General features: G+C 70.4%; 7 protein-coding genes. All 7 read right to left on the bottom strand.

Translation table 11 applies throughout. The annotated features are described in order from the left end of the window. Window positions 1-300: 300 nt before the first annotated feature. The 7 genes from ACOCEP_RS28765 to ppk2 all read right to left on the bottom strand — a co-directional run bounded on the left by ACOCEP_RS28765 (window position 301) and on the right by ppk2 (window position 15,807). Window positions 301-1,278, bottom strand: a complete 978-nt coding sequence (locus ACOCEP_RS28765) for an alpha/beta hydrolase (RefSeq protein WP_482332189.1) — start codon at window positions 1,276-1,278, stop codon at window positions 301-303. Window positions 1,279-1,291: 13 nt separating this feature from the next. Beyond that, complete coding sequence (locus ACOCEP_RS28760; RefSeq protein ID WP_482332188.1) at window positions 1,292-2,857, bottom strand: acyl-CoA carboxylase subunit beta; 1,566 nt, start codon at window positions 2,855-2,857, stop codon at window positions 1,292-1,294. After that, window positions 2,854-9,246 (bottom strand): SDR family NAD(P)-dependent oxidoreductase, encoded by a 6,393-nt coding sequence (locus tag ACOCEP_RS28755; protein ID WP_482332187.1) that lies wholly within the window; start codon window positions 9,244-9,246, stop codon window positions 2,854-2,856. The genes ACOCEP_RS28760 and ACOCEP_RS28755 overlap by 4 nt, the downstream gene beginning before the upstream one ends. Next, window positions 9,243-11,003, bottom strand: coding sequence for a fatty acyl-AMP ligase (locus ACOCEP_RS28750; RefSeq protein ID WP_482332185.1), 1,761 nt, complete (start codon window positions 11,001-11,003; stop codon window positions 9,243-9,245). The genes ACOCEP_RS28755 and ACOCEP_RS28750 overlap by 4 nt, the downstream gene beginning before the upstream one ends. A 290-nt stretch (window positions 11,004-11,293) precedes the next feature. After that, window positions 11,294-12,208, bottom strand: coding sequence for a helix-turn-helix transcriptional regulator (locus ACOCEP_RS28745; protein ID WP_482332184.1), 915 nt, complete (start codon window positions 12,206-12,208; stop codon window positions 11,294-11,296). A 196-nt stretch (window positions 12,209-12,404) separates the two neighbouring features. Beyond that, window positions 12,405-14,567: an alpha/beta hydrolase gene (locus ACOCEP_RS28740; RefSeq protein WP_482332183.1), complete on the bottom strand. Its 2,163-nt coding sequence runs from the start codon at window positions 14,565-14,567 to the stop codon at window positions 12,405-12,407. A 244-nt stretch (window positions 14,568-14,811) separates the two neighbouring features. Beyond that, the gene (ppk2, locus tag ACOCEP_RS28735) at window positions 14,812-15,807 is read right to left on the bottom strand and encodes a polyphosphate kinase 2 (RefSeq protein ID WP_482332182.1); all 996 of its coding nucleotides are present in this window, start codon (window positions 15,805-15,807) and stop codon (window positions 14,812-14,814) included.

Raw genomic sequence — 15,807 nt, 5'->3', positions numbered from 1 at the left:
TCTCATTTCGCCACCGCGCCCACCGGCCGACGTTGCGAAAGCCACTTTCGCAACGTTGAAGGTTGCGAAAGTGGCTTTCGCAACACCTTGCGAGGGTCTGGCGCGTGACTCGCGTGATCAGACGCCGCACTCGCGTGATTGGAAGCGTAACTCGCGTGTTTGGAAGCGTGACTCGCGTGTTTGGAAGCGTGACTCGCGTGTTTGGAGGCGTAACACGATGTGCGGCCTTCAATCACGCGAGTTACGCCTTCAATCACGTGAGTTACGCCTTCGATCACGCGAGTGCGGCGTTCGGTCACCTCACAGGCCGAGCCCGCCCGCCAGCACCGGCCAGGAGTTCCGCAGCGCCCGTTGCCAGTAGGGCCAGCTGTGCGTGCCGTCGCCGTAGTAGTCGACGGTCGCCGGGATCCCCTTGGCCCGCAACCGATCCGTGAAGCTCACCGACGAAGCCAGCGCCTGCGGTTCGAAGATGTCGGACTGTCCCGGCGGGTCGAGCGGGCCGGTCCTGCCGTTTCCGCACGAGATGTACAGCGCCGTGCCACGCAGGCCGTCGGCGTTGTCGTACGGGTTGTTCGCCGTCCAGATCGGGCGCATTCCCCAGCTGTCGCCCCAGAGTTCGAGGTAGTTGAAGATCCCCGCGCGGGCCAGGATCCCTTGGATGAACAGCGGAGCGCCCTGGTTGAGGGTGTTCGGCACCCCGCTGTAGGACGCCGCCGCGGCGAACATTCCCTTGTGCTTGTAGGAGTAAGCGAGCGCGCCGTACCCGCCGATCGACAGTCCGGCGATCGCCCGCCGCGTACCCGCCCGGTACCCGCGTTCGACGATCTGCCGCACCTCCAGGGTGTGGAAGGTGTCCCAGTCGGGAGTGCTCCTGAGACCGAAGTTCCACCACTTCGTGTACATCCCGGCGGGGCCGCCGGTCGGCATGACGACGAGGGCCTCCTTGTCCGCGGTGAACGCCTTGACGTCGGTGAAGTGATCCCACGAACGGTAGTCGACCGGTTCGCAGCAGCCGTGCAGCAGGAACAAGGCCGGCCAGGTCCGCGTGGGTTGCGCGGCCCACCCCGCCGGGACGAGCAGCCGGACCATTCCGGTGGTGCCGAGCGCGGGCGAGCTGATCTTGAGGTCGACGGTGCGCGGGTCCAGCCAGGTCTCCTCGACGACCTTCGCGCCGTTGTCGGCGGTGACCGGCGCGGGCGCCGCGCTCGCGGGGACCGGGCTGCCGAGCAGGGTCACCATGGCCAGCGCCAGCAGGCCCCACCGCCGGGTTCGCTTCATCGTTTCTCCTCGCTCACAACGGGATGTTTCCGTGTTTCTTGGCCGGGAGGGTCTGCCGCTTGGTTCGCAGCGCGTGCAGTGCCCTCGCCACCTGAAGGCGGGTTTGCGACGGCGTGACGACCTGATCGACGTAGCCGCGTTCGGCCGCCACGTAAGGGTTCGCATGGCGTTCGCGGTACGCGTCGGTGAGCCGTCGCTGTTCGGCCGGCCGCTGGTCGGGGGGCAGCGCGGCCAGTTCGTGCCGGTGCAGCACCCGCACGGCGCCCTCGGCCCCCATCACCGCGATCTCCGCGGTGGGCCAGGCCAGGTTGACGTCCGCACCGAGATGTTTCGACCCCATCACCGCGTATCCCCCGCCGTAGGCCTTGCGGATCACCACGGTCACCTTCGGCACGGTCGCCTCGGCGTAGGCGTAGATCAGCTTGGCGCCGCGCCGGATGATCCCGTGCCGTTCCTGCGCCTCGCCGGGCAGATACCCGGGGACGTCGGCGAGGGTGAGGATCGGGATGCCGAACGCGTCGCAGAAACGGACGAACCGCGCGGCCTTCTCCGAGGCGTCGATGTCGATCACGCCCGCCTGGTGGCGCGGCTGGTTCGCCACGACACCGACCGTCCGGCCCCGCACCCGGCCGAACGCGCAGATCATGTTCGGCGCGAAGCCGCTGTGCACCTCCATGAAGTCACCGTCGTCGACGAGCCGGACGATCACCTCGGCCATGTCGTACGCCTGGTTCAGCGCGTCGGGCACCAGCCGGTCGAGTTCGAGGTCCGCGGCGGTGACCTCGGGCGCGGTCTCGTCGGCGAATTCCGGGACGGTGTCGAGGTTGTTGGACGGCAGATACCCGAGCAGGGTCCGCACCCAGTCGATGGCGTCGTGTTCGTCGGTGGCCCGGTGGTGGGCGTTCCCGGAGACCTCGCTGTTCACCGCGGCGCCGCCGAGCCGCTGGGCGGTGACCCGTTCACCGCTGACGGCGTGCACGACGTCGGGCCCGGTGACGAACATGTGCGCGGTCTCGTCGACCATCACGGTGAAGTCGGTGATCGCCGGCGAGTAGACCGCCCCGCCCGCGCAGGGGCCCATGATCAGCGAGATCTGCGGGATGACGCCGGACGCCAGCGTGTTGCGCCTGCCGAGTTCGGCGTAGTAGGCCAGCGAGACGACGCCTTCCTGGATCCGGGCGCCGCCGGAGTCGTTGATCCCGACCACGGGACAGCCCAGCGTCATCGCCAGGTCCATCACCTTGAGGACCTTCTCGCCGAAGACCTCGCCCATGCTGCCGCCGAACACGGTGAAGTCCTGGGAGAACACGCAGACTTGGCGTCCGTCCACGGTGCCGTGCCCGGTCACCACCCCGTCGCCGTAGGGCCGGTTGGCGTCCATCCCGAATTCGGTGCACCGATGCCGGGCGAACTGGTCGAGTTCGACGAAGGAACCCGGATCCAGCAACAGCTCGACACGTTCGCGCGCGGTCAGCTTGCCCTTGGTGTGCTGCCGGTCGACGGCCCTCTTCTCGGCGATCCGGAGGTCTTCCCGCCGGGCGGCGAGATCGGCGATCCGGAACGCCGTCGTGTCGGTCACGACCGCGCCGCCTTGGGTTCCTCGAGCCGGGCGGCGAGGGCGGCGGCGACCACCTCGACGTGCGGCGGGTCGATCATCGACAGGTGATCGCCCGGCACCCGGACGACCTGAAGATCCGGGCAGAAGGCGTCCCAGCCCAGGGTGTCGTCGGTGCGCAGGTAACGCGGATCGAGGGTGGTGGTCAGCGGATGCGGCTCCTGCGCGCGCAGCAGCAGTACCGGCCCGGCATAGGACCGCGGCTCGTACCGTTCGGCGACCCGTGCGTCCACATAGGACTCGTACTGGTGCCGCAGCACACCGTGGCCCAGCTCGGGCACCCGCGCGGCCAGCTGGGCGATCACCAGCCGGATCTGTTCCTCGTCGCCGAGCCTGGCGAGCTCTTCACGCGGGATGTCGAGCGTGACACCGTAGGTGCGCTCGATGTGCTCGGCGAACCGGTCGAACCGGTCCAGCAGGATCTCTTGAGCCGGTTTCCCCGGCGCGGGCAGCGGCAGGATGCTGTCGATCATGAACACGAGATCGACCCGTTCCCCGGCGGCGGTCAGCCGCCGCGCGGTCTCGTAGGCGAGGCAGCCGCCGAACGACCAGCCGCCCAGCCGGTACGGGCCCCGTGGCTGGATTTCGCGGATCAACTCGGCGTAGCACTCGGCCTTGTCTTCGACGGTGTCCTCGTCGTCGATCCGTTCGAGCCCGTAGACGGCTCTGCCGTCGGGCAGCAGGCGGACGAGCCCCTCGTAGACGCTCGTCGGCCCGCCTGCCGGATGGAACAGGAACACCGGGTCCGTGGCGCCCTCGCGCAACGACCGGACCGGGCAGCCTCCGCGCCCTTCGATGTCGTCGCGCAGCAGATCGGCCATCGCGGCGATCGTCGGTGTCGTGAAGAGCCGTTCGGGGACGGCTCCCAGCTGCCCGGTGAACACGGCCCGCAGCCGTTCGGCCGCTTCGGCGTCGCCACCGGCGGCGAAGAAGTCTTCGTGGACACCGGGTTCCGCGCCGCCGAGCTCCGCCCGCCAGTGCCGGGCGATCCAGCGTTCGGCGGGATCGCGTGGCCCGACGGCCGTGACCGGGGCAACGGGCCCGGCGTCTCGCGTGCCGAACCCCGCCTGCTCGGCGAGATGGTCGGCGATTTCGGCGAGGCCCGCCCCCCGCAACAGCAGCGGGATCGGCAGTTCCAGCCCGAACTCGCGTTCCACCACTCCTTTGGCGCGCAGGGCGGCGAGCGAATCCAGGCCGAGCCGGGTGAGCGGCGTCCGCCGGTCGATCTCGTCCGCGTCGAGGCCGAGCATCCCGGCGACGAGCCCGGCGAGGTGGTCGGCCAGCATCTCTCGGGCGGCTTCCGGGAGGACCGCCCGCAGCGCGTCCAAGCCGTCCCAAGTGGACGGTCCGGCCGCCGGTTCCTCCCCTGGTACCAGGATCTCGAAGAACGGCCGTCCGGCCAGCCGGGGGAAGAGGGCGAGGACGGTCCCGGCGTCGACCCTGGCGATCCCGGTCGACTCGCGGTCACGGCGCAGCACGGCGTCCATCGCCGCCAGGGCCTCCTCCGTGCCGAGCGGTACGAGCACGGGATTTCGGCTGCCGACGGCCGCTCCCGCTTCGCCCCAGGCTCCCCAGCCGATGGTCGCCGCCGGCAATCCCGCGGCGCGGCGCCACGTGACGAGGGCGTCCACCCAGGCGTTCGCGGTGGCGTAGGCGGTCTGCCCCGGCGAGCCGAACAGCGCGGCCGCCGACGAATACGTCAGCCACCAGTCGAGTTCGTGTCCGGCCGTCGCCTCGTGCATTCGCCATGCCCCCAGCGCCTTCGCGCGCCAGACCGCCTCCACGGCGTCTTGGTCGAGGGTGACGGCTGCCCCGTCGGACAGCACACCGGCCGCGTGCAGCACGCCACGCAACGGCATGCCTCCCTCGGTCGCCGCCGCGACCAGGGCTTCGGCCGTCCCCGGCTCCGCGATATCCCCCGTCACCACGCGGACGTCGACGCCTTGCGCCCGCAAATCCGCCAGCAGCGGTTCGGCAGCGGGGCTCGCACCGCGCCGTCCGGAGAGCACGAGCCTGGTCGCGCCGCGTCCGGCCAGCCAGTCCGCCGCGACCAGGCCCAGGCCGCCGAGCCCACCGGTGATCACGTACGCGCCCTCGCGCACCACGGACTCCAGGCCGGGTTCGCCGAGCGTCGGGCGGGCCAGCACCTTCGTGTACCGAATGCCCTGGCGCCAGGCGATCTCGTCGTCCGGCGCGTCCGCGCGGATCTCCGCCACCAGCCTGGCTGGGTCCGGTTCGGTGCCGAAGTCCACCTGGCTCGCGCGCAGTTCGGGATGTTCGAAGGCGAGGACGCGGACCAGTCCACGCAGCCACGCCTGGCCGGGGTCGCCGCGCTCGCCGGGTTCGACGGCCGACGCACCCGCGCTGACGAGCCACAACCGCGGCGCGGTTTCGACCAGTTCGGCGAGAGGCAACTCGGCGAGCCTCCGTGCCGCGCTCATCGGATCCGGCCCTGAAGTGCCGGACCAGACGAGGACTCCCGCCACCTCACGGGAGCTCAGGGCTTCCGCGAGCGCCTTTTGGTCCCCTGGCCGGACCGTCACCAGCTCGTCGCCTGCTTCGGTGAGCCGGTCACGCAACGCCGTCAGCCACGGGGCGTCTTCGTGCAGCACGACCCAGCGGCGCGAACCCGGAGCCGCGACGGGCAGGCCAGCCTCCCGCCAGACCGTTTCGAACAGCAGGTCCGCCATGGGCACCGGCAGCGCCGAACGCTGGAACCGGCGGCAGTAGACCTCGCGGAACTCGACGAGGACAACGCCGTCCGCGTCGACCAGCTGGACACCGCCGACCAGACCGTCACCCGCCGGGTCGAGCGAGTCCAGGACCGCGTCGACCCGGACACCGCGGCGCGGATCACCGGTGAGGACGACTTCGCCCAGGGTCAACGGGAGGAACACGCCGTCGGCTTCGCGCAGCGCGTCCCCGGCCGCGGCGGCCAGCGCGTGCAGGCAGGCGTCGGCGATCACCGGATGCAGGAGGTAGGCCGGGTCGTCGGCGGGCAGCGTGATCGACGCCGAGGCCCGGCCTGGCTCGGCCAACGCGTCGCGCAGCGCACGGAAAGCGGGACCGTAGCCCTGCCCCATCCCGGTCAGCACCTGGTAGAGGTCGACCGGCCGGGCGTCGTCGCCGACCGGGCCGAACGGCACCACCGCGGTGTCGCCGTCGCGGACGCGGGCGGTGGCGTGCCGCACCCAGCCGCCGTCCGCGGACCGCGCGTAGACGTCCACGCTCCCGGCGCTCAGGCTGGTCGTCACCTCGGTGTGCGCTTCCAGCGGGAGGACCCGGTGCAGTTCGAGACCGCCGATGCGGAGCCGGCCACCGGGGCGCGACACCGTTTTCGCCGCCGCGAGCGCGAGTTCCAGGAATCCGGCGGCGGGGAACAGCGGGACACCCATCGCCGCGTGGTCGGCCAGCCACGGCAGCGCCTCGGTCCCGACGTCGGCGCGCCACAGATGCCCGCCTCCGGTCGGCTGTTCGATGTGGACACCGAGCAACGGATGTGCCCCGGCGGTCCGCGTCGCCGGGCGCCGCGGCCAGAACCGCCGGTGCCGCCAGCGCGGGCCGGGCAGTTCGACCGGAAGCGGGCGGGAGCCACCGTCGTCGAGCACGACGGGCAGCCCGAGGGTGTGGAGCCGGGCGAGAGTGGTCAGGAACGTCACCGCCTCGTCGCTCTTGCGGCTCGCCGTCGGGAGCGCGAGCGCGCCGGTGCTCTGCTCGATCGCGGCCAGTGCCACCGGATGCGGCGAGATCTCGACGAACACGCCGTAGCCGTCGGCGGTCGCCGACGCCAGCGCCTGGCTGAAGCGCACGGGATGGCGCAGATTCGCCGCCCAGTACTCGACGTCGAACACCACCGACCTTCGTGGATCGTCGAGAACGCTGCTGTAGCAGGGGATCTCCACCGGTCGCGGGGAAAGGCCGCCGAGCTCCGCGCGGAACCGGCCCAGGACGGCGTCGACGGCTTCGGAATGACCCGCACCCCCGACCGGCAGCCGCTTCGCCAGCCTGCCGAGGCCCTCGACATGCGACACGAGCGCCTCGACCTGTTCTGCGCCGCCACTGACGGTGCACTGGACCGGTGAGGCGTAGACCGCGACGGTGATCCCGGGGAAGTCCGCTTCCAGGTCGGCGAGTTCGGCCGGAGACAGCTCGACCACCGCCATCGCGCCGTCGCCGGACGCGTCGACCTCGGCCAGCAGCCGGGCGCGGGTGGCCATCACGCGAAGGCCGTCGGCGACGTCCAGCGCCCCCGCGACGACGGCGGCCGCGACCTCGCCCATCGAATGCCCGAGCACCGCGGCCGGGACGACACCGTGCGCGCGCCAGAGCCCGGCGAGGGCCAGCTGCATGCCGAACAACGCGAGCTGTGTCGCCGCGAGATCCGGCACGTCACGCGCGCCGGAGAACACCTCGCTCAGGGTGAATCCGGCATCGGCCAGGAACACCGGATCGAGTGCCTCCACCTGCGCCCGGAACGCGGGCTCGGTACGCAGCAGGACACGGCCCATCTCCGGCCCCTGGGAACCATAGCCGGAGAAGACGAACACGACGCCGGGCACGGGTCTGGCTTCACCGAGGACGGCGCCAGCGCGTCCGGCGGCCAGTTCCCGCATCGCGGCGGCCACCCGGTCGCGTTCCGCCGCGACGACCGCGCCCCGGATGGGCAGGTGCTCGCGGCCGCGCGCCAAGGTCGCGGCGACCGCGTCGAGCGGGACCGGCCGGTGGGCGGGATCCTCCAGCCAGTCCGCCAGATCGGCGGCCCGCGCCCGGAGCACCTCGGCCGAGCGCGCGGACAGCGCGAAGATCCGCGGGCGCCCGGTCTCCGTCCCGCGAACGGCGAACGACGCGGCGGGCCATTCTTCGAGGACCACGTGGGCGTTGGTGCCACCGAATCCGAACGCGGAGACCCCGGCGCGCACGACGTCGGAGTAACGCGGCCAGTCCGTCCCGGTGTCCACCACCCGGAGGCCGAGCCCGGCGAAATCGACATGCGGGCTGGGTTCGTGGTGATGCGGGGTCGGCGGCAGCCGCCGGTGGACCATCGCGAGGACGACCTTGATCAGCCCGGCCATCCCGGCCGCGCCCTCCAGATGGCCCAGGTTCCCCTTCACCGAGCCGATCAGGAGCGGCCGGGCGGGTTCACGTCCGGCTCCGAGCACCTCGCCGAGCGCGCTCGCCTCGATCGGGTCCCCCACCTCGGTCCCGGTCCCGTGCGCCTCCACGTAGTCCACAGAGGACGGATCGACTCCCGCCGCCGCGTACGCGTCCCGCAACAGGTCCGCCTGCGCGCCGGGACTGGGCGCGACGAGACCATTGGACCGGCCGTCGGAGTTGACCGCGCTGCCGCGGATCACCGCGAGCACCCGGTCGCCCGCGCGGCGGGCGGCCTTCAGCGGTCTGAGCACGATCACGCCACAGCCCTCACCTCGGGCGATGCCGTCGGCGGCCGCGTCGAACGGTTTGCAGTGCCCGTCCGGAGCCAGCACGCCGGCCCGCTGGAAGGACGCGGTGACCGCCGGTGAGAGCAGCAGGTTCACCCCGGCGGCGAGGGCCGTCCCGCATTCGCCGCGGCGCAGGCTCTGTATCGCTTGATGCACCGCGACCAGCGAGGACGAGCACGCGGTGTCGACGGTGAGACTGGGCCCGCGCAGGTCGAACAGGTACGACAACCGGTTGGCGGCGATACTGGTCGCGGCGCCGGTGGCGGACCAGACGTCGACGACGGCGGGATCGGCCATCGTCAGGTGGCCGTACTCGCCAGCCGAAAGCCCGACGAACACCCCGGTCCGGCTCCCCCTCAGCGTGGACGGCGGGATACCGGCGTGCTCCAGCGCCGCCCACGCCACTTCGAGCAGCATCCGTTGCTGGGGATCCATCGCTTCGGCCTCGCCAGGCGTGATCCCGAAGAACTCGGCGTCGAAACCGGCGATGTCGCCGAGGAATCCGCCACGCGCGGACATCTCCCGGCGATCGTCCGGAACTTCCCGGATGCCGTCCCGTCCGGCGTCCAGGAGCCGCCAGTAGCCCTCCGGGGAATCCACGCCGCCGGGCAGGCGACAGCCGAGGCCGACGATCGCGATCGGTTCCTCTTCGCGGGCCTCTCCGCTGGCGTCCGCGAATTCCTCCACTGTGGACAGACGCTCGGCGAGGGCGGTGATGGTCGGGTACTGCCACACCAGGGTCGGCGGCAACGTACGGCCCACGTACCGGCTCAGCTCCGCCGCCAGCTCCATCGACTCCCGCGAGGAAAGCCCGCTCTCGTGCAGCGGCCGGTCCGGATCGACGTGGTCCGCGGGCGAACCGGTCCGCTCCGCCACCCGCGCGACGAGCCAGGCACGGATCTCCGCGGTCACCCGAGCCGCCGCGCGGTCAGCGAACCGTCCGAATAGGACTTCCGGCACGACGCACGGCTGATCTTGCCGCTGGAGGTGCGCGGCACCTCGCCCGGAGCGAGGAAGACGACGTCATGCGGCCGCAGACCGTGCGCGGCCGAGACCGCCCTCCGGATCTCCGCCGACGCCACGGCGAGATCGGCCTCGCTCCCCTTGGCTCGCTCCACGAGCACGACCGCCGCTTCGCCGTCTTCGCGCTCGATCGCGAACGCGGCGGCGGAATGCGGCCGGACCGCGGGATGCGTCTCAACGGTCTGTTCGACGTCCTGGGGGTAGTGGTTGCGGCCGTCGACGATGACGAGGTCCTTGAGCCTGCCGGTCATGAACAGTTCGCCTTCGTACCGCACGCCGAGATCGCCGGTCGCGAGCCAGCCCGCGCCGGAGTCCGGGTCGATCGGTGGCAGGCCGAAGACGCCGGCGGAAGCGGCGGGCCGTCCCCAGTAGCCCACGCCGACGTTCGGGCCGTTGACCTGGATCTCACCCACCCGGCCCGGTTCGACCAGCGCGCCGGTGACCGGGTCGGCGATACGGATCCGTTGCCCCGCCGGGAATCCGCAGGAGACGAGCGTGGTGGAGGCCGCGCCGGGCACCGCGGGGGCCGCGAGTCCGGCGGCGAGCCGGTCGCGGTCGAAGGCGATCTGCCGTGGCGCTTTGCCCGCCTCCGTGACGGAGACGAGCACCGTGGCTTCGGCCAGCCCGTAGGAGGAGCGGTGCACCTCCGGACGCAGCCCGCATTCCGCGAAGGCGCCGTGGAACTTCGCGATGGTCGACGGAAGAACCGGCTCGCTGCCGTTGATCAGCGAGACGACCCGGCTCAGTTCGAGATAGCTCTTCTCGGCCTCGGTGACCCGGGAAGCGGCGTAGGCGTAGGCGAAATTCGGTGCCGCGCTGATCGCGCCGGGGCTGGCCGAGAGCGCGCGCAGCCACCGCGACGGCCGTTCCAGGAACGCGTGCGGATCCATCAGGACCGACGCCGCGCCCGCCGCCAGCGGGGCGCCGATCCCGAGGATCAGGCCCATGTCGTGGAAAAGCGGCAGCCAGCTGACGGTCGACGTCGTCCCGGTCTCGATCGCGTAGGCGTCGCAAGCCTGACGGGCGTTGGTCAGCGCGTTGCGGTGGGTCAGCATCACGCCCGCCGGCGTTCGGGTGGAACCGGACGTGTACTGCAGGTACGCCACTCCGTCCGGTTCCGGTCGCGGCCAGGAGCGATCACCGGCCGCGACCGGAGCAGTGGTGTCGACGGCGAGCACGGCGGGCCGCTCGAATTCCGTCGAGGAAAGGAAACCGGCGGCGTCTTCGAGTCCGTCGGTGGTGGTGAGCACGACCCTCGGCGCGCAGTCGGCGAGCACGGCGGCCAGCTTGCCCGCGTGCCCGGGGAGGCTCGGGGAGAACAGCGGGACCGCGATCAGCCCGGCGCGGATCGCGCCGAGAAAAGCGACGACGTAGTCGACCGACTGGCGGGCCAGGATCGCGGCCCGGTCACCCGGGCCCGTGAACCCGGTCAGCCGGGTGGCGAGTGCGTCGACCCGGTCGTCGAGTTCGCGCCAGGACAGGGTGATCGCGCGGCCGTCGGCCCCGGCACGATGGTCTAGGTAGGTCACCGCGCCGTCGTCGCCGAGCCGCCACGCCCAGTACCTCAGCAGCGTCGCGAACGACTCCCCGCCGCGTGCGTCGTCCGGCCCGCAGGCGGCGACGACCGATTCCGAAATGGTTTCCATGGCCCCTCGTTGTGACGACTCGTACAGGAGCGGGTGAATTCGGAACGGCGCCGTTGCCGAAAGCGGATTCCATTCCGGAGACCGTTCTTTATCTGCCCGGAACTGTATGGACGTGCCGGGAAGAGTGTCAATGAAAGGATGATGGAACGCCGCCGAAAGCGCGGACGTGCTCACGGGGACGTGAGAAAGGGGGCACTCCGCTTGTCACTTCGGCACGAACTTCGGTGCCGGCGCCGACTCCTCGTGAGTGGTAAGGACGGTTCTAACCGTCCTTACCACTCACGAGACGATCAGAGCCAGCCCTGGCGCGAAGCCTGCGCTCCCAGCTGGAAGCGGGTCCGCGCGCCGAGCTGTTCCTGCAACCGGCTGATCCGCCGGAGCACCGTGCGCTCACTGATGCCGAGTTCGCGCGCGATCGCCTCGTCGGTCAGCCCTCCGCTCAGCAGCGCGAGAAGGCGGCGGGTGGCGACGGTCGGTTCCCGCGCCGCTTCGGCGTCGTCCGGGCCGCCCGCCCGCACGGGCACGGCCATCCGCCAGAACGACGCGAACAACTCGATCAGCGCGCTCAGCAGCATCGACGGATGGATCAGCAGGGCGAGGACGTCACCGGCGTCGGAATTCGGGACCGCGATCAGCGCCCGGTTGCTGTCGGCGATCACCAGCTTCAGCGGCAGGCCGGGGAACACCCTCGCCTGCTCCCCGAGCGCGATACTCGACTGCACCTGGGCGAATCCGTCGTCGTGCAGCACGGACGAGTCGTAGACGACGCGGTACGCTATGCCGCGCGCCATCGAACCGGGCTGCACCGTGCTCACTTCGGCCTTCGGGCTCATGTACGACCCCGGGTCCAGCGCGACGATGTCGGCACCCGCCTGGGTCTGCATCGCTTCGAAGGTGGCGATCACCTCGTCCCGGCTGCGCAGCACCTCGACGAAGTCCGCGTCTCGGCCCGTGCGCAGCGAATAGGCGGCGCCGAGTACCTCGGCCGCTTCCCGCGCGCGGATCGCCGCCGCCTCGTGCTGGGCCGCGAACGCCGACAGCGCCGCACGCGGCGGGCACACCTCCACCCCGGACGCGCCTGCCCGGATCAGGCCGAACCGCTCCAGCTCCGCCAGCTCGGCGCCCGGCGTGATCGGGCGCCCGTCCAGAAGGGCCCGGTACACCTGCTCGGCCTCCATCGACAGGCCCCGCGACTCGGCGAGCATGACGCTTCTCCTCCCCCACCCCGGGATCGATCGGCGTGACATCGATGTCACGCCTGGCGGAGCGGCTGGTTCCGCTCACAGGTCTTGAGGGGGAAAGGCGCGGGATCGTGCGCGTGAACCGATAACGAAAGCGTCACAGATCACGCCGAAGAGGCTCCCGCGAACCGCGGGAGCCTCTCGCCGGCACCGCCAGGGACTAGGCGTTGGCGGGCATGCCCTTCTCGTCCGCTTCCGGCGTCGCGGCGCCTTCCAGCAGCTCACGGACGATCTCGTTCGCCTTGCGCACCTCGGGCGTGATCATCTTGATCTTGATCTTCCCGTCGTGCCCGAGGTGTCCGCCGACCTCGACCGTCTTGTCCTCACCCGGCAGCGGCAGGCCCTGGCAGCCGGTGAACTTCTTCCTGGGCGTGAACCCCGTCTGGAAGTAGGCGACGATCGGGTCGTCGACGCAGTCGGTGTTGTACGGGAAGATCCCGTGGCTGCCTTCGTTGTCGACGCTGATCATCTTGGCGCCCGGCAGGCCGTTCGCGGTGGCGAGCGCGCCCTCGTACGGCGTGGCCGCGTCGAGTTCGGTCTGCGCGATCAGCACCTTCGGGAACGTCTTGGCGTCCGGCGCCGGCTTGGCGTTGGTGGTCGGCCAGAACGCGCACAGCGGCGCGCCCGACAGGGCCATGATCGGCGCGATGAACGGCGCGTTCACGGTCAGGTCCGCCTGCCAGTAGTTCCAGTAGTGCAGGTTCTGGTTCCACTGGCCGTCCTGGCAACGGATCGCCTCGAACGCGGCGTCCCAGGTCTCGACCTCGGCGCCACCCTGGTAGGAGGCCTTGCGCTCGACCGAGTCCTTCTTCGCGATGGCCTCCAGCGCGTTGCCCTTGGCCTTGTTCAGGAACGCCTTGTTCGCGTCGGTCAGCCCGGGAGTGGCGAGAGCCTTCGCGACGACCTGCTCCAGCTTCTCCGCATCGGTCCCGGTGGGGGCCGGCGCCTTCGCCAGCACGGCCACCATGGAGGCCGCCGACGGGTACTGGCTCGTGTCGTACATCGCCGGGATGATGAACCACGCGGCGTAGAGCATGCCCGCGAATTCCCGGGTGCCGCCCGCCTTCTCCCAGTTGCGGCGGATCTCGAGCGGATCGGTGCCCGCCTTGTACTTGGCGTCGTTGCGCGCGACGTAGGGCAGCAGCGCCTCTTGGAACTGGCGGTCACGGCTGCGGGGCTGGAGGTCCCAGGTCCTCTCCAGCGTCGAGCGGCTCGCGTCGGTCGACGAGTCGAGCAGGAACCGGTGCGCCTTCGACGGGAACGCGGTGGCGTACCAGGTACCGAGCCACGTGCCGTACGAGTAACCGATGTAGCTGGTCTTCTTCTCCCCGAGCAGCACCCGGATGAAGTCCATGTCGTACGCGGTCTGCTCGGTGGTGATGAACTTCGTCAGCGGGTTCTTCAGGCACCCCTCGACCTTCGCCCGGCTGATCACGGTCTGATCCGTGCTGTCCGGGACGGTGTAGCTACAGGTCAGCGGGGTGCTCTGGCCGACGCCGCGAGGGTCGAAACCGACGAAGTCGTACTGCGCGGCCAGCACGGGGCTGCGCATCGCCATCGCGGCGCCCCACGGGAGGCCTTCGCCGCCGGGCCCGCCGGGGTTGACCAGCGCGATGCCCTGCCTGCCGGTGCCGGGGTAGGCGGTCGCGGTCTTGGAGACGCGGACGCCGATGGTGTTGCCGTCCTGCGGGTCGTGCCAGTCGCGCGGCACCTGGACGGTGGCGCAGGCGAGGCCCTTGACCTTCTTCAGCTCGGCTTCCGTCGCCGGTGCGACGGAGGGGAACGAGCACTCGCCCCAGGCCACGGCCTGTTTCGTCAGCGCGCCGGCGAGCACCGCGGTGTCCGGCTCCGCCTTGGCCGCGGGTGCCGCACCCGCCGCCGGGGCCGGCACCAGGCCGGAGGCCAGGAACGCACCGGCGACCACGGCCACCGCGCCCCTCCGCGTCTTTCTCGTACTACTGATCACCATGATCCCTTTCGACAGGAGCCCCCGACGTCCGTACGTGAAGTAAAGACGGGTGATCAGCTTTCCCACACGGCCGGAAGCTGGCGGATACCCGACATGGCAGGATCTCGACACCGCGTAACTCGCGTGCTTGAAGGCGTAACTCGCGTGCTTGAAGCCGTAACTCGCGTGCTTGAAGGCGTAACTCGCGTGCTTGAAGGCGTAACTCGCGTGCTTGAAGGCGTAACTCGCGTGCTTGAAGGCGTAACTCGCGTGATCAGAGGTGTCCTGCCGGGTGGCGAGTCCGGTGCTCGAGGTGATCGGCGAGGTGAAGGGAGCTTTCCCCTCGTCGCACGCGAGGAAGGTTCCCTTCGCCACAGGTGGTGCGGTCCTTGTGGGCGTCAGAAGGCTCGGACATGTCGCGAAAGTGGCTTTCGCGACGTCGCGTGTCCCGAGAGTGGCTTTCGCGACACCGAAGCCGACATCCAGCAAGCGCCCGAGCACGCCACATTTGCCGTACGGGTCGGTGACTCGTGAGTTACGCCTTCAATCACGCGAGTTACGTGTTCGATCACGCGAGTTACGCCTTCAATCACCTGAGTTACGTGTTCGATCACGCGAGTTACGGGTGCAGGCCCGGTCCGTGGTCGGGGTCCGGCAACGGCGCGATCGGGGTCGGGCTCAGCGACGCCTCGTCCTCCCCCTCCTCCAGCAGGGTCGCCGCGGCGCCGACGATTTTCAGATCCGGGTCGCCGACGGCGGCCTCGTCCTTGTCCGCGTAGTCCACGCGAGCGAGGACGCTGCGCATCGCCTCGACGCGCGCCCGTTTCTTGTCGTTGCTCTTGACCACCGTCCACGGCGCGATCTCCGTGTCGGTCGACCGGAACATCGCGACCTTCGCCTCGGTGTAGGCGTCCCAGCGGTCGAGCGACTTGATGTCGTTGGGGCTCAGCTTCCATTGCCGCACCGGGTCGACCTGCCGGATGAGGAACCGGGTCCGCTGCTCGGATCTCGACACCGAGAACCACAGTTTGACGAGGACGATCCCGTCGTCGACGAGCATCTCCTCGAACGTCGGCGCCTGCCGCATGAAGCGCTCGTACTGCTCGTCCGTGCAGTACCCCATCACCCGTTCGACGCCGGCGCGGTTGTACCAGGATCGGTCGAACAGCACGATCTCGCCCTCGGTGGGCAGATGGTTCACGTAGCGCTGGAAATACCACTCCCCCTGCTCGCGTTCGGTGGGCTTGCTCAGCGCCACCACTCGCGCGCCGCGCGGGTTGAGGTGTTCGGTGAACCGCTTGATGGTGCCGCCCTTTCCCGCCGCGTCGCGCCCCTCGAACAGGATCACCATGCGGCCGCCGGTGTCCTTGATCCAGTACTGCAGTTTCAGCAGTTCGATCTGCAGCGACCGTTTCACGACGTCGTATTCCTCGCGCGACATCCGCGTCGTGTACGGGTAGTTCTCCCGCCACGTGTCGATCGGCGAGCCGTCGGCGCGGAGCAGGACCGGGTCGTCCGCGTCGTCGTAGTCGACGACGAGACGCTGGTCCTCCAGTTCCGGGAAAGACGAATGATCGAGCACGCGCCGCTGATACCCACGCCGGACGGCGCGCAA

This window comes from Amycolatopsis sp. CA-211722 (assembly GCF_056828465.1).
Note: the sequence above shows the minus strand (reverse complement) of the source record. Positions and strands in the feature narration are given on the sequence as shown.